Source organism: Pseudoalteromonas sp. PB2-1, assembly GCF_045040605.1.
Classification (GTDB): Bacteria; Pseudomonadota; Gammaproteobacteria; order Enterobacterales; family Alteromonadaceae; genus Pseudoalteromonas; species Pseudoalteromonas arabiensis.
The window spans coordinates 2,196,419-2,221,064 of the sequence record NZ_CP090667.1 but is presented as its reverse complement, the minus strand read 5'-3'; the positions used below and the strand labels follow the sequence as shown (position 1 = coordinate 2,221,064).

Annotated in this window: 17 protein-coding genes and 1 riboswitch; of the genes, 7 read left to right on the top strand and 10 right to left on the bottom strand. The window is 41.3% G+C overall.

Annotated elements, in window-relative coordinates; all coding sequences use genetic code 11:
• Positions 1-43 precede the first annotated feature (43 nt).
• The 5 genes from L0Z67_RS10360 to L0Z67_RS10340 form a co-directional block, all read right to left on the bottom strand.
• Positions 44-1,192: an alpha-hydroxy acid oxidase gene (locus L0Z67_RS10360; protein ID WP_237114202.1), complete on the bottom strand. Its 1,149-nt coding sequence runs from the start codon at positions 1,190-1,192 to the stop codon at positions 44-46.
• Between the two features lie 16 nt (positions 1,193-1,208).
• A complete protein-coding gene (locus tag L0Z67_RS10355) occupies positions 1,209-4,505 on the bottom strand; it encodes an FG-GAP-like repeat-containing protein (RefSeq protein WP_405127987.1) in 3,297 nt (1,098 codons plus the stop codon).
• A gap of 3 nt (positions 4,506-4,508) precedes the next feature.
• A complete protein-coding gene (locus L0Z67_RS10350) occupies positions 4,509-4,970 on the bottom strand; it encodes a hypothetical protein (RefSeq protein ID WP_405127986.1) in 462 nt (153 codons plus the stop codon).
• Between the two features lie 12 nt (positions 4,971-4,982).
• The gene (locus L0Z67_RS10345; protein WP_062569363.1) at positions 4,983-5,642 is read right to left on the bottom strand and encodes a ubiquinol-cytochrome c reductase iron-sulfur subunit; all 660 of its coding nucleotides are present in this window, start codon (positions 5,640-5,642) and stop codon (positions 4,983-4,985) included.
• Between the two features lie 86 nt (positions 5,643-5,728).
• Positions 5,729-7,525 (bottom strand): PQQ-dependent dehydrogenase, methanol/ethanol family, encoded by a 1,797-nt coding sequence (locus tag L0Z67_RS10340; RefSeq protein ID WP_228074304.1) that lies wholly within the window; start codon positions 7,523-7,525, stop codon positions 5,729-5,731.
• A 458-nt stretch (positions 7,526-7,983) separates the two neighbouring features.
• Between L0Z67_RS10340 and L0Z67_RS10335 the strand changes: the two genes are divergently transcribed.
• Positions 7,984-9,963 carry a sigma-54-dependent Fis family transcriptional regulator gene (locus L0Z67_RS10335; protein WP_405128720.1) on the top strand — a complete coding sequence of 660 codons (1,980 nt, stop codon included), beginning with the start codon at positions 7,984-7,986 and terminating at the stop codon, positions 9,961-9,963.
• A gap of 210 nt (positions 9,964-10,173) precedes the next feature.
• A complete protein-coding gene (locus tag L0Z67_RS10330) occupies positions 10,174-11,376 on the top strand; it encodes a hypothetical protein (RefSeq protein WP_062569361.1) in 1,203 nt (400 codons plus the stop codon).
• 79 nt (positions 11,377-11,455) lie between these two features.
• Here the strand turns inward: L0Z67_RS10330 and aldA are convergent, their stop codons facing one another.
• Complete coding sequence (gene aldA, locus L0Z67_RS10325) at positions 11,456-12,895, bottom strand: aldehyde dehydrogenase (RefSeq protein ID WP_237114198.1); 1,440 nt, start codon at positions 12,893-12,895, stop codon at positions 11,456-11,458.
• Positions 12,896-13,302: 407 nt separating this feature from the next.
• Here aldA and L0Z67_RS10320 point away from each other — a divergent pair, with 407 nt between their 5' ends.
• On the top strand, positions 13,303-14,706 hold the full coding sequence (locus L0Z67_RS10320) for a DEAD/DEAH box helicase (protein ID WP_405127985.1): 1,404 nt from the start codon (positions 13,303-13,305) through the stop codon (positions 14,704-14,706).
• 69 nt (positions 14,707-14,775) lie between these two features.
• Here the strand turns inward: L0Z67_RS10320 and L0Z67_RS10315 are convergent, their stop codons facing one another.
• Positions 14,776-15,432: a nitroreductase family protein gene (locus L0Z67_RS10315; RefSeq protein ID WP_062569358.1), complete on the bottom strand. Its 657-nt coding sequence runs from the start codon at positions 15,430-15,432 to the stop codon at positions 14,776-14,778.
• Positions 15,433-15,534: 102 nt separating this feature from the next.
• Between L0Z67_RS10315 and L0Z67_RS10310 the strand changes: the two genes are divergently transcribed.
• Entirely contained in the window at positions 15,535-16,473 is a 939-nt protein-coding gene (locus L0Z67_RS10310) for a LysR family transcriptional regulator (protein ID WP_193987464.1), read from the top strand.
• A 47-nt stretch (positions 16,474-16,520) separates the two neighbouring features.
• Positions 16,521-16,671, top strand: a riboswitch (FMN riboswitch).
• Between the two features lie 106 nt (positions 16,672-16,777).
• Positions 16,778-17,431 carry a 3,4-dihydroxy-2-butanone-4-phosphate synthase gene (gene ribB / locus L0Z67_RS10305; RefSeq protein WP_167346342.1) on the top strand — a complete coding sequence of 218 codons (654 nt, stop codon included), beginning with the start codon at positions 16,778-16,780 and terminating at the stop codon, positions 17,429-17,431.
• Between the two features lie 33 nt (positions 17,432-17,464).
• Here the strand turns inward: ribB and L0Z67_RS10300 are convergent, their stop codons facing one another.
• The 3 genes from L0Z67_RS10300 to L0Z67_RS10290 all read right to left on the bottom strand — a co-directional run bounded on the left by L0Z67_RS10300 (position 17,465) and on the right by L0Z67_RS10290 (position 23,443).
• A complete protein-coding gene (locus L0Z67_RS10300; RefSeq protein ID WP_405127984.1) occupies positions 17,465-18,907 on the bottom strand; it encodes a serine hydrolase in 1,443 nt (480 codons plus the stop codon).
• Positions 18,908-19,113: 206 nt separating this feature from the next.
• The gene (locus tag L0Z67_RS10295) at positions 19,114-22,266 is read right to left on the bottom strand and encodes an efflux RND transporter permease subunit (RefSeq protein WP_237126978.1); all 3,153 of its coding nucleotides are present in this window, start codon (positions 22,264-22,266) and stop codon (positions 19,114-19,116) included.
• A 4-nt stretch (positions 22,267-22,270) separates the two neighbouring features.
• The gene (locus L0Z67_RS10290; protein ID WP_062569354.1) at positions 22,271-23,443 is read right to left on the bottom strand and encodes an efflux RND transporter periplasmic adaptor subunit; all 1,173 of its coding nucleotides are present in this window, start codon (positions 23,441-23,443) and stop codon (positions 22,271-22,273) included.
• A gap of 157 nt (positions 23,444-23,600) precedes the next feature.
• Between L0Z67_RS10290 and L0Z67_RS10285 the strand changes: the two genes are divergently transcribed.
• Together L0Z67_RS10285 and L0Z67_RS10280 are read left to right on the top strand one after the other, a co-directional pair.
• Positions 23,601-23,849, top strand: coding sequence for a YkgJ family cysteine cluster protein (locus L0Z67_RS10285; protein WP_062569415.1), 249 nt, complete (start codon positions 23,601-23,603; stop codon positions 23,847-23,849).
• Positions 23,850-23,937: 88 nt separating this feature from the next.
• The gene (locus L0Z67_RS10280; RefSeq protein ID WP_062569353.1) at positions 23,938-24,633 is read left to right on the top strand and encodes a CPBP family intramembrane glutamic endopeptidase; all 696 of its coding nucleotides are present in this window, start codon (positions 23,938-23,940) and stop codon (positions 24,631-24,633) included.
• Positions 24,634-24,646 lie beyond the last annotated feature (13 nt).

Below are 24,646 nucleotides of genomic sequence, written 5' to 3'. Positions count from 1 at the left end.
GTTGACCTCCTTTGTGTAAATCTTGTTGTATTTAGGGGTTTGATTAGCGTCGAAATTTAACGTGATGTCGTTGTAATTGACTGATGCTGGTACAGCCCATGAGTTTCATATCTCGCTCAATTTCACTTTGCATCAAACCAAGTACTCGCTCAACGCCTGGTTGGCCTGCAGCCGCAAGTGCATAAAGATACATTCGACCAATCCCAACCGCTTTCGCGCCAATCGACAACGCTTTGAGTACGTGTGAGCCCCGTTGCACGCCGCTGTCAAATAACACATCAATGTCATCGCCAACCGCATCTACAATCTCAGCCAGTTGATCAAACGAGCTGCGTGAGCCGTCTAATTGCCGCCCGCCATGATTTGATACCACAATACCCGTGCAGCCTATTTCAACAGCGCGCTTAGCATCTTCGACGCTGATAATACCTTTAAGGCAAAATTGACCATTCCAATACTTGACCATATCTGCGACATCTTGCCAGTTCATTGAAGGGTCTAGCATATTGGTAAAGTAGTCACCGATTGAAGAGCTATTTCCTTTCATATCTATGTGCTCTTGTAGTTGCGGGAGCGAAAACTTTTCATGCAGTAAATAGTTTATGGCCCAGTTCGGCTTACGAATAAACTCCCACATACCAGACATAGTTAACCTGAAAGGAATTGAAAACCCTGTGCGTAAATCCCGCTCTCTATTTCCACCTGTAATTGAGTCAACAGTCAACATCATGACTTCAACACCACAGGCTTTTGCACGGTCCATCATTGCTTTGTTTAAATCGCGATTTTTATGAAAATAAAACTGATAAACTTGAGGAATATCAAAATTTTTTGCTATTTTCTCCATTGATACGGTGCCTAGGGATGACACGCCAAATAGGGTGCCAAATTTTTCGGCAGCACCCGCTACAGCATGTTCGCCTTGGTGATGATATAAGCGTTGCAATGCTGTTGGAGAACAATAAATAGGTAGTTTAAGTTTTTGCCCCATAACTTCGGTGCTAAGGTCAACGTGCTGAACGCCTCTGAGTACATTGGGCACTAAATCACATTGATTAAATGCTTCAGTGTTGCGTCGCATGGTTACTTCATCATCGGCACCCCCCGCAATATAGTTATAAATAGGGCTAGGTAGGCGTTGTTTAGCTAGTTTTTCAAAATCATGATAGTTAACACATTGGTTTAAATTCATATTTATCAATTCCTTTTTATTTTCGATACTTTTTAAGGTTAGCTGTTAAGTCGGTAGTGATATAAATAAATTGATTGGCAGGTACATTGGTAAAAGTACTTACTGTGTTTGTTTTATCAGGCCATACAATTTTGATCGTGTCAGCTTGTGAGGCCTGTCCTAAACCAAAGTGCAGGGTGGAAGGGGTGCCACTTAGAAAGCTTCCGCCTGCTTGAACTTCCTGTAATTGAGTTGTTTCGCCAACAGTAACGTACACTTTAGCGCCTAGTGCGCGCGTATTTTTTGTTGTATCGCGCAAGCTAATAGAAAGGTAACTGTCTTTACTTTCATCATTATGTCGATTTTTATAGAGCAAAGGAGCCTGTTGATGATTACTAATTACAATATCGATATCGCCATCCCGATCATAGTCGACACACGCAACGCCTCGGCCAGAGAGTTGATCGCTAATGCCCCAAAGTTTACTTTGTTCTGTAAAGGTGCCATCTTGATTTGAAATGAATAAGCGGCTGTGTGTTTTTTCAAACTCAGCCATAGCGAGTTTTAGTTTTTGATAAGCGCGAGGGTTAGCAAAGCGTTTGCTTAACTGTTTGGGCAGATCAAAACCATTAACATGAAATAGGTCTAGCCAGCCATCGTTGTTAAAATCGGCAAAGCATGCTCCCCAAGCCCATAACCCTTTGTCTACACCCGCTTGTTCAGTGATATCTATAAACTGATTATTTTGGTTACTGTATAGACGATTACCTATCACTCCCCAGCTACCTTCAGGGTGACCATTTGGATCCCAAATACTGCTTACAAACCAGTCTAATGAGCCATTGTTATCAAAATCAGCTATGGCTGCGCCCATTCCATTTTGATCATGAATCGTGTGTTCATGCGTCACTTTTTCAAACCGCCCATTTTGCAGGTTTTTATAGACTTGGCTGGTTTCAAAGTCCGCAGTAAATAATAAATCTAGCCAACCGTCATTATTAAAATCCGAAAAATTAGAGGTAAAAGTAAAGTCGGTACTTCCTATCAAATCAAGCAAACCAGCTGTCTCATCTTGCGCTTGAAATGTCAGCGTATTTGCTTGGCTTGTGTTTTCCCATAAGTGATTAGGAAGCTGTCCACCAAGGCCTGGCCCACGCCAATGGTTGGTTAGCATATCGATATCCCCATCTTTATCATAGTCGGCAAAAGCGAAAGACCAGCTAGTAAGCTGGGTATTCAAACCAATATCATGACTCACTATAAAGCTTTGTTGCTGCTCATTAAGATAGAGAGTAGGGCTTTGATGGTGGGGGTGTTTGTTCACTTGACTGTTAACGGAAGGTAGGTGAGGATGAAGTAAGTTTGAGGTGAAAATATCTAAATCACCATCGCCATCAATGTCCACCATCGCTGCACCATTGGATAGCTCCTTTTGGGTAATACCCCAAGAGCGACTAATATCTGAAAAATGCCCATTACGCTGATTTTGATATAGTTTATCAGGGGCGCCGTCACCTGTAGGAAAAAAGATGTCAGGCCAGCAGTCACCATCTATGTCACCCATAGCAACGCCGCCACTAAAAAGTAGCCGTTGCGCTGATGATAGGGTGTAGTTTTGCCAAGTTATGTGGTGTTGATGACTTATGCCAACATCCAGTGATACTTCATCAAAACGTTTTGCAGCATTCGTGTTTTGAGGTGGGATTGAAGCACGGGACTTACAGCCAAATTCCATATCACTTAATAATAACGCCGGCTTAATATTCGCTTTGTCGAATGACATTTGCGGCAAATTACTTTCTGTGTGAGATATTCTGCTTATTGGCTTAGGCGGCGCTGTAAAGCGTTTAAAGCGTGCGTTTAAACGGTGTATATCTGGTGCTTTATCCGTTTCCGTGGGCACCCATTGAGACATACACTCTCGACTATTGATGCAAGGGTCGGTGAGGCTATTTAAAAAGGCAATTAAATCAGATAGCTGAGCGTCAGATAAGGTAATGCATGATGCCAGTAAGCTGACCCCTTTTTGTTGTTCATTTTGTAATTGCTCTAGTGCACGTTGAGAATTGAGTTTGCTATTTGGTAACAAGCTCGCGACATAACTTAGTTGTGGGTTGTCAGCAAAGCTGTAATCAAAGTTCTGCAACGACTTGGCAGGATCAAGGTGGTGCTTAATAATCGACTCTAAATTTATAAACGCACCAGAGTGAGTGTAGGGTGCTGTTGCTGCAACATTTAACAGAGATGGCGTTCTAAATTTATAGCGATCGTCGTCTTTTTGTGTAACTCCTCGTCGACCGTAGTCTTCCCCATTAGGCTGTTTGCCGCGACCTACCTGTACCGCAGCAATATTGTGAAATTTCTCGTCAGAAAAAATAGGGGGCGTGTGACATTCTATACAGCCAGCACCACCTTGTTTAGCTGACTTCAAGAATAACTGTGCCCCCCGTTTTTGGCTGGGAGTCATTGCATCACTCTCTCCGTTAAGGTAATTAAACCACGGAGTGTTAATTAATAGTTGGGTTGATTGGTAGTAAGAAATTGCGGTTGCAATATTCGCAAAGGTAAAAAGCTGCTCTGGTGCGGCATGTAAATCATTAAAGGCATTGCGAAATAGCTTAAGCCATTGTTGGTTTTTATCGTGTTGCTGTAAGCGTTTTGTTAGTTTGTGTCGGGTGTCTTCATTGGTGCTGGCAGCTGCGAATGTATAGCCTCGCATTTCATCACTTGAAACAACAGGAAAACGAGCTTGTGTTGCGAGTAAGTTTTTTCCTGCTAACTGATCTCCTTGCCATAAATTACTGTCAGGGGTGCGGTGAGGTAGAGGGGTATCCGCTATGCGAATATCATTTTCAAGTACAAAAATACGGCCATCATAAAACATGGCTTCTTTGTACAAAGAAGCATTAATAATTGTTTGTGAATGCCGTGCTACATTCGGAGCACCATCTGCTTTTGGATCTGCTGAGCGTTGCCAGTCATGCCAGCGGCCTGGGCCAATTATATCCTCATCATAGGGGGCTTCACCTATGGGTAGGCTAAGGCTGTCACCGCCTGCTAGATATGGGTGGTGACAGCTTGCACAGGCTACATCTTGATTGCCACTTAACGCTTTGCTAAAAAATAACTCCATTCCTAGTGTAAACATGGGTGTATTCAAACGAGGAGCGGTTACATCAACTGTTAACGTATAGCTCTCATTTAGGGTGTTTAGCAGTTGCTTAAGTGATTGTTCTTCTTCATTTTCTTTGTTACTTGCCGCTGAGTAATTAAACAAACAGGCTGCTGCTAAAGCGCTTAGCGTGAAAGCAAGGTAATAATGTGTGTCTTTCATTGCTTACTCGCTTTGCATCACAAGATCAGTACAGCTATTACTACTAAAAAGTGCATTGTTAGCAAGGCGTATTTTTAGGCTTTTAGGTGTTGCTTGTATGTGATTTATTTTAACTTCGCCTTGATAAATGCTTTTTGTTTCACCTACTTCTACGCCGATATTTCTACAGTTAGGACTGTAATAAGCGCTATAGTGGGGTGTTTGCAACTGTTTGTTTTCAAATACTGTTATTACGCCTGTGCCACATTCAGCCATGGCATAAATATCGTCACCTTCAGAATAAACAAGCGTGCGCTCTTTTTGTTGATCCCTTATCCAATGGATATGTTTATCTGGTGTAAGAATATAAAAGCCTTCTTGGCAGCTCACACCGGTTATAGGTTTAGCCGCACCAAGCACTTTCATCGGCATTAAAATAATGATAATTAGGGTTGTTAAATTGAGTAAATTTTTTTGAATATTCATGACGCTTCTCCATTATTTGGGTCTTTTGCCAAAACCAATCCAGCTATTAAATGTATTGGTTAGGATAATTTCATCGGCTTCAATTTTTAGCCCAATTGCAGGTAATCCTCGTGTAGCAGGACCTGACACAACCACGCCGCTATCTTTAGGATTAAAAACAGATTGGTGACAAGGGCACATGTAGTTTTTTTCATCAGCCATCCACCCGGTGACAGGGCAACCGGCATGTGTGCAAATTGCTGAATAAGCGATAACACCTTGGTCTGAAAGTTTTTTTGTTGCTGCTGAGAGTAATTCACTGGGTAACTTTTGAAGCAGTATTTGGTTGTAGCGAGAGCCATCTTTAACCACATTATTTTCAACATCGAAAGGAACAACCAGCAGAGGTTTGTCTAATTCTTTTAAATCCGACAGCTTAATAATCTGCCCACGTTTTGATTTTTGAAAGTAAGTGAGTCGATCTCCTGCTTGGGGAGGACGTCTTTCAGGTTTAGTGGTTGCATTTACCCCAGTGCTTAAAGGCAGATTAACTATTGGGATGGCGATAGCGAGATATTTTACAAAATCACGACGAAAATAATTGTCGGGGTGGTTTTGAGCTAAATCGTCATCGTTAGTTTTCTGTGTGCATGGCAAATCGATGATTTTCTTTGAAGATGCATTTTGTGTCATGAGGTACCTTTATTTTATAAAATTAGCGCCTTAGCTAGTAATACGTGAAAGCGAAAAGCATGCGGGCTTTTCGCTTAGTTGGTAAATTAATTGGGTAAAGCGAATACCCAAATCACGCCACCTTCAGGTACATCAGCAATCCACTCGCCTGATTTATCTTTCTCTGCCAGCACGCTGTTTGTCCAATGTGCATCCACACCGTAACCTGCGGTAATGGCAATGTATTGCTTCCCATCGACTTCATAGCTCACTGGTGGTGCAATAGCTGTCGAGTTAAGAGGGAACTCCCACAGCACATCGCCAGTTTGTGAATCAAACGCGCGTAAAATACGATCGTTCGTGCCTGCATTAAATACAATGCCACCAGCAGTGGATAGTACAGAGCCCCAATTCATGGTTTTGCCAAAGTCATGTTGCCAAACTTTTTTACGTGTATTGATATTCCACGCTTGTAGTTGACCAACTCCTTTTTTAGGATTGTCTAGGTAAACATCTAGATCGGGTATGTCGATACCAGCCCAGAACTGTCCTGAAGCAGGTTCAACATCATCTTGAAATTTACCAATAAAAGAATTACAAAGATTGTTGTTGGCAGGAACGTAGATGATGCCTGTTTCGGGGTTATAGGCTTCATATGGCCAGTTTTTCCCGCCCCATAGACTTGGGCAATAATCAACGCGTTTGCCTGTTACAGGCACATGTTTGTAATCATAAGTAGGACGTCCAGTTTCTTTATCTAATGATTTAAATGCGTTATTTTTTACAAACGGTTGTCCTTCGACATAGCTAATTTTCCCCTTATTGCTACGTTCTAGCCAATATAAATAACCATTACGCTGGGGAGAGACTAAGCCTTTAACCGTCTTATTACCTTTTTTGAAATTAACGAGCATAGGCGCATTCATCGCTGCCCAATCCCATGAATCATTGTGATGATATTGGAAATGACCAACAATTTTGCCACTGTCAGGGTTCATAGCAATGGAGGAGGCAACGTATAAATTGTCCCCTGGGCGTTGATCACCTAACCAAGGTGAACCGTTACCTACTCCCCAATAAAGTACGTCCGCTTCTGGATCATAGTTACCTGGCATCCACATGCTGCCACCACCATACTTCCATGCATCTGGGCGTTTACCTTCTTTTTTCCACGTTTCGTGTCCTGCCTCTCCAGGGCCTGGTACACTGTATGTGCGCCATGCTTGTTTACATGTTTTAGCGTCCATAGCTTCCAAAAAACCACGGACACCATATTCACCGCCAGAGGGACCCACAAGAATCTTGCCCTTTACAGGTGTGGGTGCAGAGGTGATATACGCACCTGTGCTCCAGTCGCCGATTTGTGCTTGGCATACTCGCTCACCGGTTTTTGCATCAAGGGCATTTAACGTGCCATCAAGTCCTGCTACGTAAACCTTATCATCCCACAGAGCGATGCCGCGGCTAGTATTGTGCATAACAGATAAGTCATAAGGGTTGTCGTGCGTATAGCGCCAAAAAACTTGCCCTGTTTTAGCGTCTAACGCAATTACATGATTGTAAGGCGTAGAAACAAACATAACGCCATTGTTTACTTGGGCAGGGGCTTCGTGACCAGAATCTAAGTTTGTTGAGTACGTCCATACTGGCTTTAAAGACTTAACATTCTTTTTGTTTATTTGCGTCAGCTTGCTATACATCCATCCTTCATAATTGCCTTTGGGTAGTAGCCAGTCTTTTGGGTCTGCTTCATTCAGCCTTTTTTGCGTAACTGGTTTATAGTTTTTAATTTCTTTTGTGAGCTTAGTTAAACTGGCCGCTGATGCGTGTGTGTTGATCAACATCCCAGTGAATATTAAACAGCAATTTAGGTAAGTCAGATTCAAATTTGTCATTTTTTTCATTGTAACCTCTGAAGGTGTTTTAGTTTGAATGACCTTAGTACCAAATTATATGCCAACAGTTTTTAGTAATTATAATGTTGGTAACCAATTGATATTTAATCGATATTTTTATTTTGTTTGTTCTTGAGTGTATGTTTCCGTATGAAAAGAGAAACAGGTGTCGCAACATGCGTGCAACAATGAGACACCTAAATAAAGAAAAATTTATAACCTGAAGAGAGGATGCTAAGAGTTTGACACTTGTCTCAAAAATAAATCAATGTGAGCGGCTTTTTTAACCGAGAGACATGTTTTTGTATTGCAAAATTATCATGAATCAAAATTAAAATAGGGTAAAAGGCGTATTGTTAGATTAAATTTCTGTGATAGTTTTAGAAACAAAGACTGAGGCTTTTATAGTTCCAGCCTAATGCTGCTACTTAAATTGCCCGACAACAATAGAACGGAGTAGCAAGGTGATGAAACACACTCCACAACCTATGGACGTTAGTAGTGCTCAGTCGTTTATGTCCACAGAATTTCAACTACGTAACATTCAACCATCTAAATATATCGCGCGATCATGGAAGCGAAGTTTGCTCAATTATGGCTTAGATCCCTATGCGTCTAATGAAGTTGAGGTACTTTCTTCCAGCGAAATGCGATCGCAACTCCAGCTTAGAGAGACCTTTTTAAATACGGGGAAATGCGGCCTTGTTGGTTTAGCTAATCGTATTGCTGATGCCGGCTACTCTGCAATTTTAACTGATGCCACAGGCTTAACCTTAGCAACGAGTTTATCTAGCCAAGAGGAAAGTTTGAGTAAGCAATCAGGCCTACTTATTGGTGCAAGGTGGGCTGAAAACCAAGTAGGTACAAATGGTATTGGCACATGTCTTATTGAAAAAGCCCCTTTGATCATTCATAAGGCTGAACATTTTTATGCAAGTCATAAAGAGTTAAGTTGCTCCGTTACACCTATTTTTGATCCCATGGGAGACTTGCTGGGTTGCTTAAACGCGTCGTGTATTGGCGCTGACCAAAATAAGCACCATCAGCTCATGACACTCAAAATGGTGATGTTATATGGGCGCATGATTGAAAATAGCTATTTGCATACAAGCTATAAAAACCAACTTATATTAAGTATAAAGTCGGCTGAAAGTTTTTTTGATATCACCCAAGAGCAACTCATCGCGATTAATGAGAAAGGTACAATTATTGGTGCAAATCACGCGGCATTTTTTTGTTTTATGTCTCATTTTCAATCGCATCAATCGTTGCTAGGTATTAATGTTGAGCAATTTATTGGTTTGTCTCTTGATAGTTTATTAAGTAAAACAAATGGAGGAAATAATGCGGTTAATGTGCAACTTCCATTGCTGTCAGAAAACGTCGAAATAACCTTAAAGGTGCCAAAAAGTAAGGCATTGCCATTGGCACAAGCAGAGCCAAAAGTGCAGAGTAAAACATTCACTAAACATCCGCCGATTAATGAATTGAATGGTGAAGATGCCTCTATGCAGCAGCTTGTTCGTCGAGCACTTTTGGTCGCTGATAAAGACATACCTATTATGATTACCGGTGAGACAGGAACAGGCAAAGAGGCGTTTGCGCGCGCTATTCATGAATCGAGTCCTCGTGCTGATAAAGCATTTGTGGCGCTAAACTGTGCCGCGATACCTGAAACATTAATAGAAAGTGAGCTGTTTGGTTATCTCGGCGGTAGCTTTACGGGGGCACACAAAAAAGGTATGAAAGGTAAGCTTGAGCAGGCAAATGGCGGCACACTTTTCTTAGATGAAATAGGTGATATGCCGGTACAACTTCAAACTCGGCTATTACGAGTTTTAGCTGAGCGCGAAACTATGCCTCTTGGGGGGATTGAGCCTATCGCATTAGATTTACAAGTGATTTCTGCAACACACCAAGATCTAAAAACACTTATTGAATTAAAAGAGTTTAGAGAGGATTTTTATTATCGTCTTAACGGTATGGTTTTAAAGTTACCAGCACTTCGAGAACGGTCTGATAAATCGTTTATTATTGATAACATACTCGAACGAGAGTGCATGGCGGTGCATGGTTTAAGCATAGCCGATGATGCAAAAAGAGCGCTCGAATCTTATTTTTGGCCTGGCAATATAAGACAACTGATCAGCGTAATTAAGTATGCGGTAGCTGTGTGTGAAGGAGCTGAAATAACCATTAATTGCTTTCCAGATGATTTAATCGAACACTTTTCTTCACTTACAGATCATAAAACGGCGGGCTCTTTTAAAAAGGAAAAAGCCTTAGCTAAATTTACTGCCTGCCATGAAGAGCAGTTACTAATTGAAACGCTTAAAAAACATCGTTGGAATATAACGTCTGTTTCTGAAGAGCTTAATGTGTGCCGTTCTACAGTGTATAGAAAAATGGAAAAGTATAAGATTGTTCAGCCTAATAATGCTTGCTAAAAGTGGTTTTTGTTTGCTGTCGATGTATGTAGCAAAATGTGACAATTGACCTGCGACATTAGTTTGATTTTAAGGAATTAAACTGAATACGCTTCAATGTGTTTAAAGTAAAAAATACTTTAAAATCAATTTGTTGTTTGTTTTTATTTCAATGGCATAGTCTTTGCCATCCCTTATGTTCGAAGTACACTTCATAAGGGAAACATAATAATGAAATTAAATAAAATAGCAGTAGCAACGTCGTTGAGTTTAGCTTGTTTTAGCGCTATGAGTGCAGAAAAGTGGCTAGACCGAATTGAATTGTCTGGTGGCATTATGCAAAGTTGGCAAACTGGGATGGAAGTTGAAGGGGCGGCCGCAGATCCAGGCAATGCTAAAACTGACTCAGGGTTTCATCGCTTACGATTTGGCCTCAATATCAATGCACAAGTCACGGAGCAACTTTCTATTTTTGCTGAGCTTGCTGAAGAGCCAAATGATTGGAATGATGGCAGCGCGAGTATCAGTCAAGATTTAGCGTGGATCCAATACCAGATTAATCAAAATGTAGGTGTGAGGCTTGGTAATGTTGTTTCGACCACACAAAACTTTTTGCGTTATTCCGATGGCGCATCAGTGCAAACTAATCCGTTTGTGGGAAATAGTCTTGTTGATATGATCACTGCCGAAGAAGGTATCTGGTTTTATGGTGTACATGAATTAAATAATGGCAGTACAGTAACTTGGGATGGAACTATTTCAGTACCTGATTTTTTTGCAGATTTTTCAGATAATCGGGGGTACAACCTTGGCTTACGTGGTACTTATAATTTAGCTAATGGCCTATCGTTTGGCGCAGGTGTTTTTTCTACCAATCATGAAATAAGTGCGGTTACAGGCAAATCTGCGGGGTCGTTAATTGCGGTTGGCGACGGTGATAATTATCAGTTTGCCAGCACAGCCCCTAATGCACGAGCTACACATCCTCTCATTGTGCCTGGGGTAGATGCGTTTATATGGCAAGCTGACATTCAATACATGACTGACTCTATTTTACTGCATGCTTTGTATGGTCGAGCCGAGGACGATGTTAGTTGGGCTAATGGGCAGGGTAGTTTTCAGACTAGTTACATTGAGCAAGAGTCAGAAATGCAATTTTGGTCTATTGAGGGTCGATATACTTTTAACAAGCATTTTTATCTAGCCGCTCGCTATGCTGAGTCTGACAACGAAAGTGGCAATATCAACAATAATAATACCGCGACTCGACTCCAAGTTGGAGGAGGCTGGTGGATGAATGATTCCACCTTATTCAAATTAGAGTATGTTAGACAGGAAGAAGAACAATTTTCAGGGGGAGGAACGGCGTTATTTGGGGTTGGCGACGGTACAGAATGGGATGGTGTTATTGTCGAAGCATCAGTTAGCTTTTAAGCTTAAGTGAATGGCTTTAATGATTCCGTATTAGCCGCAACATGTGTTGCGGCTTTATTTTTTGATAAATTAACTTAGATTAGTTCTGCATATACACGACGTGTGTTTGCGTAAATTCATACAAACCGTGTTTGCCATCAGCGCCACCAATTCCTGATTTTCTGGTGCCTGCATGGAAGCCTTGTATAGCTTCAAAGTTTTCTCTATTTATATAGGTTTCACCATAATTAAGTAATTCTATGGCACGCATAGCTTGGTTAAGGCTTTGAGTATAGACAGAAGAAGTGAGTCCGTATTCTAGTGAGTTTGCAAGTTCAATGGCTTCTTCTAAACTGCTAACGATTTGAATGGGCAGTACAGGACCAAAAATCTCTTTGCGCATAATTTCCATATCGGCATGGCAGTTAACCAACACAGTGGGTTGGTAATGGTAGCCACTGTCGGTGTCGGCTACCTTTGCGCCAGTTGCCACTTTTGCACCCTCTGCAATAGCTTGTTCAACCATACTGGCTACTTTATTTAAGCAAGATTTATTAACCAGCGGGCCCATTTCGATATCAGGGTCTAGTTGTGGGTCGCCATAACGTGTTGATGCCATTGCATCGGATATTTTTCTAATAAACTCATCAGCAACCTTCGCGTGTACATAAACAAGCTCGGCGCAATTACATACTTGTCCTGTGTTAGTTATACGTGATGCTTTGATGGCACTTACAGCAAGATCTATATTGGCATCATCAAGAACAATTGCGGGGGCTTTCCCCCCAAGCTCTAAGTTTACTTTAGTGATATTTTTTGCTGCGGCAGACATAATAACAGAGCCCGTTTCTACACTCCCTGTAAAGCTAATCATGTTTATATCTTCACTAGAGGAAAGAGCTTGGCCAACATTTCGCCCTGATCCGCATACCACATTAAACACACCTTGAGGTAAACCAACTTCATCGAGGAGCTGGGTGAATTCAAAGCAGTTATTGGGGGTTTCTTCACTCGGTTTGATGACAATGGTATTCCCAGTAATTAAAGCGGGTGCCATCTTCCTTACAATGAGAAAAAAGGGGAAATTCCAAGGTAAGATACCGGCAACAACACCTAGCGGCTTTCTGAATAGAAAAATATTTTCTCCTTTTCTATCACTGGTAATTATCTCGCCTTCGATATGTCTAGCCCAACTAGCCATATAATCGAGGTAGTCGGCAGTGAAGTTGACTTCTACCCTCGCTAGGCTCAATACTTTACCCTGTTCTTGGGTTATCACAAGCGCGAGCCGATCAATGTTTTGCCGTATTTTTTCAGCAATTTTATGAAGGTATTGCGCACGCTCAATTGCGGGTCTACTTGCCCACGCTGGTTGTGCTTGTTTTGCTGCATGGATGGCTTGTTCTACTTCAACCTTGTCTGCGCTGGGAACTTTAGATAATACGTCTCCGTTAGCAGGGTTCATTACTTCAATATAGTTGGCTGAATGCTGCACAAACTGGCCATTGATATAATTTTGATATACTGGAATATTAGACATAGGTGATTCTCTTAAATTAGATAAAAAAGCTTCTGACACATGGATTTAGCTAAAACGGTTGTGTCGTGCAAAGGGCATTCAGCAATCTGCGCACCATGTTTAATTATTTTGTGTTAGTAACTTTAACTATATGATTTTTAGGGTTTTTTATAATAGCCTAGTGAGGACTTCACCGATTCACAAAGATACACCTTGCAGCAGGTGTAGCACTGCACATGTAGCATTTGTTTCACATTACCTTTGGAAAAATACACAAGGAGTGCAGCCCTAAATTTGTGCCTCAGATGCTAGAGCTACTTTCGTGCCCAAATTCCCTTTAATAAAATAATTCCATGCATTATTGACTATCCTAGGTATAATGCGCGCACTTCGGCAATTCAGCTGATTTTTTGAATTTGAGAGACACTATGAGTTTTGATGGCTTAGGATTATCACAGTCTTTAGTTGATGCGGTTTTAGAAAAAGGTTATGAAACACCTACGCCTATTCAAACACAGGCAATTCCTGCAATTATTGCTGGCCGTGATGTTATGGCGGCAGCGCAAACAGGAACGGGTAAAACAGCAGGTTTTACATTGCCACTCATTGAGTTATTAACAAAGGGTAAAAAAGCAGGTGCAAACCGTGCGCGTGCACTTGTTCTGGCTCCAACACGAGAGCTTGCTTTACAAGTGAGCGAAAACGTCGAGCAGTACGCTAAGCATTCAAATGTAAGCTCATTTGTTGTTTACGGCGGTGTTAAAATTAATCCGCAAATGATGCGTTTACGCAAAGGCGTTGATATTCTTGTCGCCACACCAGGTCGCTTGTTGGATTTACATAACCAAAATGCGATTAAATTTGATGATTTAGAAGTGCTTATCCTCGACGAAGCAGACCGTATGCTCGATATGGGGTTTATTCATGATATTAAGCGCATCATTGCTAAATTACCTGTAGAGCGTCAAAACCTGATGTTTTCTGCGACCTTCTCAGATGAAATCCGTGCGCTGGCAAAGGGTTTAATTAACGATCCGGTAGAAATTTCAGTTGCAGCAAAAAATACCACTGCAAAAACAGTGACGCAATCAGTTTATGCTGTTGATAAATCAAGAAAAACAGCTTTGCTAAGCCACTTAATTCGCGCCAATGATTGGCAACAGGTGTTGGTGTTTAGTCGTACGAAACACGGCGCTAATCGTTTGGTTAAGCAACTTGAGCGCGATGATATCAGTGGTGCAGCTATACATGGTAATAAGTCGCAAGGGGCGCGTGTTAAAGCACTTGAAGGTTTCAAAAGTGGTGATGTAAGAGTATTAGTTGCCACTGATATCGTGGCACGAGGCTTAGATATTGTTGAGCTACCTCATGTAGTTAACTACGACTTACCAAATGTATATGAAGATTATGTTCATCGTATTGGTCGAACGGGTAGAGCTGGCGCGTCGGGACATGCAATTTCATTTGTAACCGCTGATGATGCAGATGACCTTTATAGTATTGAACGTTTTATTGGGCAATTAATTCCGCGTGCTACAGAGTCGGGTTTTGAGCCAACTAAGCCTGTTGCAGAAAGACCACTTGATACACGACCAATAAAGCCTAAAAAGCCAAAGAAACCAAAAAAGCCGAAAAGCCCAGATCAAGAGCAAACACAAAAGCCAAAACCTAAAACGGCAAAGCGGCCACAGCAAAATAAAGGGCAACAAGGCACAAATAAACCAGCAGGTGGAAAGTCATCTGCGGCTAAAACTCAAAGTAAAAAACCTTTTAACAAGCGAACACACGTGTCAGGCACTGCACATTCTCGTAAAAAGTCGACTGGCGAATAATATGACGATGAACCTTGAAGTGAACTTCAACTCACTTCAAGGTATTAATTCAAGGTATTAAAAGGGTTATTAAATTACTTTAATCACTGCATTTTTATCTAATCGTGATTTTGGTAATGCCGCGTTGTAATCTTGTTCGGGTTCATGGTAGCCGATAGCAAGGGCTACTTCACAAACATACCCGTCTAACTCATCAGCGAATAACTCACTCAATAGCTCTTTATCAACACCTTCCATCGGCGTTGAATCAATACCTAAACGGGCCACAGTGTGCATAGTATTACCCAAAGCAATGTAAGTTTGTGACTTTGTCCACGCAGCATTATTACCTTGTTCATCGGTGTTTAAATCGACAAAGGCAAACGCCCCAAAGGCTTGCTCTTTATTGTCTGCTTTAGTACGGCCGTTAGCGATATCAGCATCAATTACTTTTTCATAATCTTCACGTTTATAGCTTGGATTATAGGCAAATAAAATGGTGTGTGATGCCGCTTTAGCATGCACCTGATTAAATTGAAACTTATTAGCAAAACTATCGTGAAGGCGTTGCTTTGCTTGCTCAGACTCAATGACAACAAATTTCCAAGGTTGAGAATTTATTGATGAAGGCGATAAACGTAACGCTTCTAAAATAATGTTTAAATCTTCTTGGCTAACGTGTTTTGATGCATCGTAGCGTTTACTTGTATAACGGCGTTGTAAGTCAGAAATAATAGGGTGTGTCATGTAATTGCTCCCGCATGTATAACATTAGGTGCAGTGTACGCTTTGCATACTTTACGATAAAGCGCATAATCAAATAAACATTATCAAAAAATTTTAGTTAATATGCAGGTTGAAGATCTCAAATTAGTCCTCAAGGTGGCGGAGTTTCGTAGTATAACCCAAGCTTCGGCTAAGTTAGATATGCGCGCTGCGACGGCGAGTGCTGCAATAAAGCGAGTAGAGGCAGCCCTTGGCGCAGAGCTTTTTGTTCGTACCACTCGTCACTTAAGATTATCAGCCGCGGGAGAGCGTTTTTTACCGCAATGCCAACAAGCATTGGCGACACTTGAGCAGGCAACACTTGCGCTAAAAGGCGAGCATGATGAAATAGAAGGAGAACTAAGGGTTGCACTTTCTTCTGATTTGGGACGCAATATTATTATCCCTTGGTTAGATGAACTTTTGGATGAGTATCCCAAACTCAGCATGCGACCGCACATCAGTGATAGTAATGTCGATTTTTATCGTGACTCCGTTGATTTTGCGCTTAGGTATGGCTCACCATCAGACTCAAATCTATATGGGTTTAAAATATGTAATGTGCCAAGGCTGTTATGTGCAACACCAGAGTATATTGCTGAATATGGCGCGCCGATACATCCCGATGAATTAAATCAGCATCAAGGCTTATTTTATCAACTGCAAGATATCATCAATAATGTCTGGGAATTTACCAACGGAACCGAGCGTTTTAAGGTGAAAATGCAAGGCCGCCGTGCGTCTAATGATGGTGACCTAGTAAGGCGTTGGTGTGTGGCCGGTAAAGGCCTTGCTGTGAAATCATGCATAGATATCAGTGATGATTTATTAACAGGGCGGGTCGTACCTATTATGCAAAATTACCCGCACCTTTGTGCAGAGCTTTGGTTAATTTGCCCAAGCAGGCAATCAATCACACCTGCTGTTCGTTTAGTGAGAGATATATGTCGAGAAAAAACGAAGGCGATTCTCAATCAACTGATTGAAAAAGGCATTTTAGATAAGCAGGTACTCGATAACTAATTATTTTAAGTATAGAATAACTGGGCTTATTCGTCTTTATGATTAAGCAACATTCTCAGGGCGGGGTGAAATTCCCCACCGGCGGTATACTTAACGATGTTAAGTGAGCCCGCGAGCGCTTTAACCTTTGGTTGAAGGTCAGCAGATCTGGTGAGAGGCCAGAGCCGACGGTGATAGTCCGGATGAAAGAGAATATAGTTAATCTATAAAACAGTAATTGGCTGCCCTCGGGTGGTCTTTTTTGCTGTGCCTTTCAATGTCCTGAATCTTTTCATATTTAATTTAATAGGTATTAAAAATGATGATTCAGTCTTCTTTACTAAGCCAGTTCGGCGAACCACTTGAACGCGTTGAACGTGCTATTGCTGCATTGCAGCAAGGTGAGGGCGTGCTTGTGGTAGATGACGAAAACCGTGAAAATGAAGGTGATTTTGTGTATTCAGCACAGCACCTAACAACCGAGCAAATGGCTATGATGATCCGTGAAGGCAGCGGTATTGTGTGTCTTTGCATGGGCGATGAGCGTGTTAAACAGCTCGACTTACCGCAAATGGTTGAGCATAACACCAGTCAGAACAAAACTGCGTATACTGTCACTATTGAAGCCAAAACGGGCGTGACAACAGGCGTGTCAGCGGCTGATCGTGTCACCACAATTAAAGCAGCCACAGCAGAAAAAGCAAAACCAGAAGATTTATCTCGTCCAGGCCATGTGTTTGGTTTACGTGCGCAAACAGGCGGGGTGCTTGTTCGTAGAGGTCATACCGAGGCGTCAGTCGATTTAATGCAGCTAGCGGGTTTAGCGCCTTTTGGAGTTATTTGTGAGTTAACAAACCCAGATGGCTCAATGGCTCGCTTACCAGAGGTAAGCACGTTTGCCATTGAGCACGCTATGCCTGTCGTCTCGATTGAAGACTTGGTAGCCTATATCGAGCTTAATCAAAAACAGGCGTGCTAAAATTAAAAGAAGCCACTTACGGTGGCTTCGTCTCTATTGAAGTTGCTTAATAGCGTTTTTTGCACTTTCACTTTCAGGATCTAACTCAAGGGCTCTTTTATAACTGATGAGCGCTTTTTGCTTTTCCCCAACAGCTAAATAGGCTTCACCTAGGCTGTCATGGGTATTGGCAGAGTCGGGATAATGCTGACTATTGAGTTCAAATACTGCAACCGCTGCATTTAATTTATTCATTTGCATTAATTCATAGCCAAAGTAATTAATCGTTCGCTCACGAGGCGTTTTATGATGAGTGACGAGCTCTGCATATTTTTCTTTTAGTGCAGCAATACCGCCATCCTTAAGTGCTTTGTATAGTATGCTATCAGCATGCTCAGTAGCCGCTTCATAAGGCTTTTCGTAATAAATATTGAGAAGCCCATTAGTCATGGGGGTTAATGGTGCACCACCTGTGTTATTTAAAATAACGATTAGGAGTTTATCTTCAATAACTCGGCTAATAAACGCATTAAAGCCATTAATACCACCGCCATGCTGTATTTGAGTCAACGCTTTACCATATTGATCTTTATCTAACTTTTTAACCTCCCAGCCGAGTGCATAATCTCGTTGGTTAGATACTTGGTACATTTGCTTTTTATATTCAGCATTCAACAGTTGGTTAGAGTAAAGAGCTTGATCCCATTTTACTAAATCACGTGCGGTTGAGTACATTGCACCTGCAGCATAAGGAATGGACATATCTAGATAGTCAGTGTTGCTATAACCTGCTAAGTCATTAGCATAACCCGATGCACGATATTTTATAATTTTACTGTGTGAATCGTAGCCTGTATTAGCCATATTGAGTGGTGTTAGAATATTTTCCTGCAAGACATCTTGGTAGCGTTTCCCTGTTATTTTTTCGATGACTGCCCCTAAAATAAAATAGCCTGAGTTGCTATAGCGAAATTGGGTGCCAGGCTCAAACACTAAATCATCACTACATAACAGACGGATAAACTGATCGACACTATATGGGTTTCTGCTGTATTTTTCGCCAAAGTCTTTTGTTTGTGTGTAATTACCAAGACCTGATGTATGGTTAAGTATTTGACGGATAGTTATTTTCTTAGCGGAATCTTGCCTATAATCGGGTAGGTAGGTTGCTAATGGTTCGTCAAGCTTGAGTTTGCCTTGTTGAGCTAGTTGTAGAATTAGCATCGCTGTGAATTGTTTTGTAATTGAGCCAATCCTAAACTTACTGTTTTTGCTATGTTTTATATCCCATTCGAAGTTGGCATAACCATAACTTTTTTCAAAAAGTATTTTGCCTTCTTTAGCAACTAAGACGTTACCATTAAACTGTTTATAATTATGAAACTCTTGAATAAAGTCAGCCATTTGCTGTGCTTTTTCTTTACTAAAAGCAAGGTTTGCAAAGAGTAATGCAGATACCAGCATTAATGGCTTTAAATAGTTCTCTAATGTTTTCATTTTTTTCCCTTGTTGTGATTATTGTTCTATTTTATTTTTTAGGTTTAACTCCTTGTTTTTCATCTATTGAAAGTGTTTTTTACTATACGATTGATTAACTTTTATACCGTACCTGAGTTTTGGTGTTATGTCGCATTTATTTCTCTTTATATGACAAAACGCTTGGCAAGAAACTTACCAAGCGTTTTAGGTTGGGATGAGAAAGGTTAGTGACTGCTTGTATGTAACTCAGCTTCAGGTGCAGCCTTTTTACCTTTTAACTTGCTAATTAAGCGCTTAAAGTCTTCCAGCGCCACGTACTGACATGGAATTAAGATAAGTGTGATCACCGTGGCGAACAACACACCAAAAGCGAGTGAAACCGCCATAGGGATGACAATTTTCGCTTGTAAGCTTGTTTCCATTATAATCGGTAAGACACCGATAAATGTGGTAATTGAAGTAAGTAGTATTGCTCTAAAACGACGAGCACCTGCTTGCATGACAGCTTCTTTTATCGCAACTCCTTCGGCGCGCGCTTTATTAACAAAATCAACCATAACCAGCGAGTCATTCACCACCACACCAGCAACAGCGATGATACCGAATACCGATAGGCTACTCATGGTCATGCCTAAAATCATGTGACCGAACATGGCACCTATCACACCAAAAGGGATCACCGACATAATAATGAACGGCTGTGAATATGAACGCAGTGGAATGGCTAACAATGCAAAGATAATCAGCATTGATAAAGCAAAATCACGTATTTGCTCTGCAACGCTGTCCATTTCTTCTTGAATGCGACCGGCTACGTTACTTTCAACTCCAGGGTAGCTTTTCAGTAGGCTAGGTAAGTATTCATCGCGGATTTCTTTCGCAATGGCAAATGGTTCTGCTTGGTCTGTGTTAACTGCGGCCCAAACGTTTACAGTACGTTTGGCGTTTTCACGACGAATACGGTTTACACCATCAACAATATTTACTTTTGCGACTTCTGCAAGAGGAACTTCTACACCGGTTGGTGTAATGATCCGTGCATCTGTGATGTCACTTACCGCGTTACGAGACTCACGAGGGTAGCGGATCATCACTTTAATCTCTTCACCGTCACGTAAAATACGTTGTGCTTCAAGACCGTAGTAGCTAAAGCTGACTTGTGATGCAACGTCTGATAATGTTAAACCAAGACTGTAAGCAAGCGGTTTAAGCTCAAGTTGTACTTCATCGGTTGCTGATTGCAGTGAGTCATTAACATCACCGACACCTTGCATACCATTAAGCTTTTCTTTTAGTTTAGCGGCCACTTCTTTTAACTTGTTGATATCTTTACCTTCTAAGCGGAAGCTAACATCGCCATCATCACGACCGCCATTCATGATACTGTCTTCAATGTTTAATGTTTTCACGCCAGGCAGAGGCGGCATTTGCTCACGCCACATTGCACTTAATTGGAAGGTATCAATAGGGCGTAAGTCCGGTTCAACTAAAATAGCCATAATGCGTGCACTTGTACGACCGCGCAAACTAACCGATAAGTCGCGGATCATCGCTTGACCATATTGCTCTTCAAGTTGCTTATCGACATCTAAAATTAGTTTTTCAATAGTTTGAGCTGTCTCAAGAGTTGCTTGTTCAGAAGATGACAAGTTCATTTCTATAGAAATTCGTGGAAAATCATGTGGGATCTTAGGGTTCGCCACAAATTTTACTAATCCACCTGCAAACATACCGCCGCTGACAATCAATACACATATAAAGCCTACGATCACGGTATAACGGTAGTGTATGCAGTGACCAATAAATGGTGTGTAGTAATTATCAATAAAACTTTTTAAGCCATTATCCATACCTAAACGTAATCGATGTAACGGATTTTTAGGATTCGCTGGTTTATTTTTCATTGCTGCTAAGTGAGCAGGTAAAATCAGTTTTGACTCAATCAAAGAGAAGATTAAGCACAGGATAATCACACCACCAATGGCTTTAGAGAAAGCAGACCCTGGGCCAGATGCGAGTGTTTGTGGTAAGAAGGCTGCAATTGTGGTTAGCACACCAAAGGTGGCAGGAATGGCAACGCGTTTAACGCCACGTACTACGTTATCAAGGCTGTGGCCGTGTTTTTCAATTTCAGCACTGGCCGATTCACCGACTACAATGGCATCATCAACCACAATTCCCAGCACCAGTATGAATGCAAATAAAGAGGCTAAGTTGATGGTGATATCTAAAAAGCCCAAAGGCATCATTAAAAATGCACCAAGGAATGAAACAGGCAGACCCATCATGACCCAAAATGCTAAGCGTAATGGTAAGAATAGGGCAAGTACTACCATAACTAAAATACCACCCCAAACCATGTTGTCGATCATCATGTTAAGACGACCTTCAAGGTAGTAAGTTAAATCAACAATAGGCGATAGTTTTACACCAGCAGGTAATTGTGGGGCTTTATCTGCAAGGTATTTTTTAAGAACAGCGGCAACTTTAGTTATATCTTGATCTTTGGAAGCATTTATTTCGAATGCTAGTGAGTTTTTGCCATTGTACTTAGAATATTGTAAGCCTTCTTCAAAGCCATCATTAATCGTTGCCACGTCGCCTAGTAATACTTGCGCGCCATCTGGTAGGTGTAATAAAGGCAGGTTTTCGAACTCTTTACCACGATACGCTTGGTTTTCAACTCGCATCGAAATATAACCATTTTCAGAGCGAATTTGACCTGCGGACATATTCGCTGAAAAACTACGCACTGCGGTTGCGATATCACGGAAAGTTAAACCATATTCGCGTAGTTTATCAGGGCTAATTTCAATGCCAATTTCGTAGTTTAAACCACTATAAAAGTTGACTAAGTTGATTTGCGGTAAAGCTTGTAGCTCGTCTTTTATATCATTGCCTAGCTCTTTGAGTTGGTAGTTGCTCATATCGCCATACAGCGCAAGGATCATAACCTCTTGCTCAAACTTGTCGCGGCGAACAATTGGGCGTTCCATCTCGGCAGGGAAGGTGTTTATTGAATCCACCTGCATCTTGATTTCATCAAGCACTTCTTGCGGGTCGTATTTTTCTTCTATTTCGACCCATGCTTGTGAAAAGCCACGATTTGAATAAGTGATTAAACGCTTTATGCCTTCGAGCCCTTCTAAAGACTCCTCGACCTTAATGGTAATACCTTCTTCAACCTCTTGTGGCGCAGCACCTGGGTAAATTGCTTGAATGCTGATCCAATTACTTTCGAATTGTGGAAACATTTGTTTTCGAACTGACATCGCAGTAAGCAAGCCGCCCACTAAGATGAAAATCATCAGCAGGTTTGCCGCAACAGGGTTACGAGCAAACCACGCTATCAGGCCTTTTTCTCTGTGTGTGGTCATGGCCTTATTCCTCTTTAAGTGCTAATTGTGTTGTCGGTACACTCAATTCAGCGTTATCGAGTTTTACAGCCATGCCTTCTGTGGGGTACTCAAGTGCAGAGGTAATTAACTTTTCACCATTAGCCAAGCCATTATCGGCGATCACCATGCCATTTTGCTCACGCACGATATTCAGCGTTTTGAATGTCAGTGTTTCGCCATCTTGTAGTACAGCGACTTTTTTATCTTTAACTAAGTGGTGCGGTACGACAATCGCGTTATCGAGGGCACGGCCTTCAATCGTCGCATTAATATAAGAGCCAAAGCGTAAAGGTTGCTTTTGCTCATAAGGCGTTGCGACTTGAGCAACTAAGTAGTTCATACGGCTACGTTGGTCAACAACACCTTCGCTGCGAACAATAGTTGCTTGCCATGTTGTTTGTTTACCTGCAAATTCAGCACTGATTGACACATTTGCACCAATGCCTTGGTTGTTTAGATATTGTAAGTCTTTATCAGCAACTGGAAGACGAACCTCTGCTATAGAGGTTGAGCTTAAGCTACCAAAGCTACTGCCAGGGTTTACCACACTGCCTAAGCTAATTAATCGCTCGTCGATAATGGCATCATAAGGTGCTTTAATGTAAGTGCGCTCTAAATTACGTTTTGCACGTTTTACACTCGCTTGTGCAGCGCGGTAGCTTGCTAATTTTTCAGCAAGCTGAGGTTTGCGTAAATATAACTTTGACGGAATAACTTGGTTTGAGTCACCTTTGATGCGATCCCATTCAGCTTGCGCTACAGATACCTGCGCACGTTCAATTTCAAGGGCCGAACTTGCTTGAGCAAGGCCGGCTTCTGCTTCGATTAGTGCTGCTTCGTAATCATTTGGATCAATACGTGCTAGAATGTCGCCTTGCTTAACAAATCCACCTTGTACAAATTGCTCAGACAGTGACACAACTTGGCCACTGACTTGTGCGACTAACTCCGTGTGGTTTTTTGGCTTCACGATTCCATGTGATTTTACATCGAGCGTAATAGCATCAAAGTTCAATGGTTTTATTGATACAAGCGGACGGTTGTCTTGTTCTGGTTTTTCGACCGGCGCTTGCTTCATCGAAGCAAACGCAAAAGCCATTCCTAGGCCACCGACTAATACGGCGATAGGAAGAATGATTTGTTTTTTACTAGCCACGGGATAGTCCCTCACGGTTGACGGTAATTAAAATAAACTTGATAGGCTAAGCATACGCAATAAAGTGTTTACAAGGCGTTTGAAGATGTAACAAAGCATTGCACATATTACAAAGACGCTACAAAGGTTCTATAAGGGGTACTCAATGACAGATAAAATGACGTGTAGATTAGGCTGTGGCGCCTGTTGTGTTGCACCCAGTATTAGCTCACCGATCCCAGGAATGCCTAACGGGAAAGAAGCGGGAGAGCGCTGTATTCAGCTTGATGATAACAACCTATGTAAATTATTTGGTGATGCCTCAAGGCCAAAGGTATGTAGTGACTTTTCTGCCACCATTGATGTGTGTGGCACGACTAACGAACAAGCATTGTATTTAATTACTGAACTTGAGCAGATGACTTAGTTTTGCTTAAAATTTTATAAAATCGCTGTCTAATTAAAAAGTTGTGCTTTAATAGATAACAATTCTATTTGCATGAAAGAACCTCTAGATGCCAGCGTTAGAAATTATACTATTAGTTATCTTTCTTATATTCCCCGTTATAGATTTAGTATTAGAAAAATATAAATCGAATAATAAAAAGTTTGAATATTGTAAAACATCAGCAGTACTGTGGTGCCTGACAGGGTTGGTAATTTTCTTTTATTATCAAGGTGAACTATCAGTAACCCATCCATTTATCTTGCCGAACACTCTATGGAAGACTGTATTTGCTGGCACTCTTATTCTTTTATTTATTATCTATATGATTTATGTGATGTACACAATTGTGCAAAGTGAAAAGATAAGGAACGACATTGCAACTTCTTTAGAGCATAGCGGCGACTCTCTTAATGATTTAATGCCGGAGTCTCGTTCAGAGCTTTTTATGTTCACCTTTATTGTTTCAGTGACAGCGGGCGTATGTGAAGAACTTATTTTCCGTTGGTATTTACTAAGCGTTATTGAATTACACAGCAATTGGGTTATAGCAGTTATTGGCAGCAGCATGGTTTTTGGATTATGGCATTTTTACCTAGGCTGGAAGCATGTAATTAAAACTGCATTAATAGGTTTAGTGCTTTGTGGTTTATATCTTTATTTTGAAAGTATTTTCTTCGTTATTTTGATTCATATATTGATGGATGTGTATTCAGGGCTAGTTGCTTACTTTGCAAGGAGAGAGTTGCCAAGGAATGCTGATTAAACAACAATGCCAA

What these genes read in the sequence shown, in the direction of transcription:
- L0Z67_RS10310 (WP_193987464.1), top strand. Translation starts at nt 15,535, where the DNA reads ATGCAGGTTGAAGATCTCAAATTAGTCCTCAAGGTGGCGGAGTTTCGT.
- L0Z67_RS10320 (WP_405127985.1), top strand. Translation starts at nt 13,303, where the DNA reads ATGAGTTTTGATGGCTTAGGATTATCACAGTCTTTAGTTGATGCGGTT.
- L0Z67_RS10355 (WP_405127987.1), bottom strand. Translation starts at nt 4,505, where the DNA reads ATGAAAGACACACATTATTACCTTGCTTTCACGCTAAGCGCTTTAGCA.
- L0Z67_RS10350 (WP_405127986.1), bottom strand. Translation starts at nt 4,970, where the DNA reads ATGAATATTCAAAAAAATTTACTCAATTTAACAACCCTAATTATCATT.
- L0Z67_RS10300 (WP_405127984.1), bottom strand. Translation starts at nt 18,907, where the DNA reads ATGAAAACATTAGAGAACTATTTAAAGCCATTAATGCTGGTATCTGCA.
- L0Z67_RS10315 (WP_062569358.1), bottom strand. Translation starts at nt 15,432, where the DNA reads ATGACACACCCTATTATTTCTGACTTACAACGCCGTTATACAAGTAAA.
- L0Z67_RS10340 (WP_228074304.1), bottom strand. Translation starts at nt 7,525, where the DNA reads ATGAAAAAAATGACAAATTTGAATCTGACTTACCTAAATTGCTGTTTA.
- L0Z67_RS10295 (WP_237126978.1), bottom strand. Translation starts at nt 22,266, where the DNA reads ATGACCACACACAGAGAAAAAGGCCTGATAGCGTGGTTTGCTCGTAAC.
- L0Z67_RS10285 (WP_062569415.1), top strand. Translation starts at nt 23,601, where the DNA reads ATGACGTGTAGATTAGGCTGTGGCGCCTGTTGTGTTGCACCCAGTATT.
- L0Z67_RS10330 (WP_062569361.1), top strand. Translation starts at nt 10,174, where the DNA reads ATGAAATTAAATAAAATAGCAGTAGCAACGTCGTTGAGTTTAGCTTGT.
- L0Z67_RS10360 (WP_237114202.1), bottom strand. Translation starts at nt 1,192, where the DNA reads ATGAATTTAAACCAATGTGTTAACTATCATGATTTTGAAAAACTAGCT.
- L0Z67_RS10280 (WP_062569353.1), top strand. Translation starts at nt 23,938, where the DNA reads ATGCCAGCGTTAGAAATTATACTATTAGTTATCTTTCTTATATTCCCC.
- L0Z67_RS10345 (WP_062569363.1), bottom strand. Translation starts at nt 5,642, where the DNA reads ATGACACAAAATGCATCTTCAAAGAAAATCATCGATTTGCCATGCACA.
- L0Z67_RS10335 (WP_405128720.1), top strand. Translation starts at nt 7,984, where the DNA reads ATGAAACACACTCCACAACCTATGGACGTTAGTAGTGCTCAGTCGTTT.
- aldA (WP_237114198.1), bottom strand. Translation starts at nt 12,895, where the DNA reads ATGTCTAATATTCCAGTATATCAAAATTATATCAATGGCCAGTTTGTG.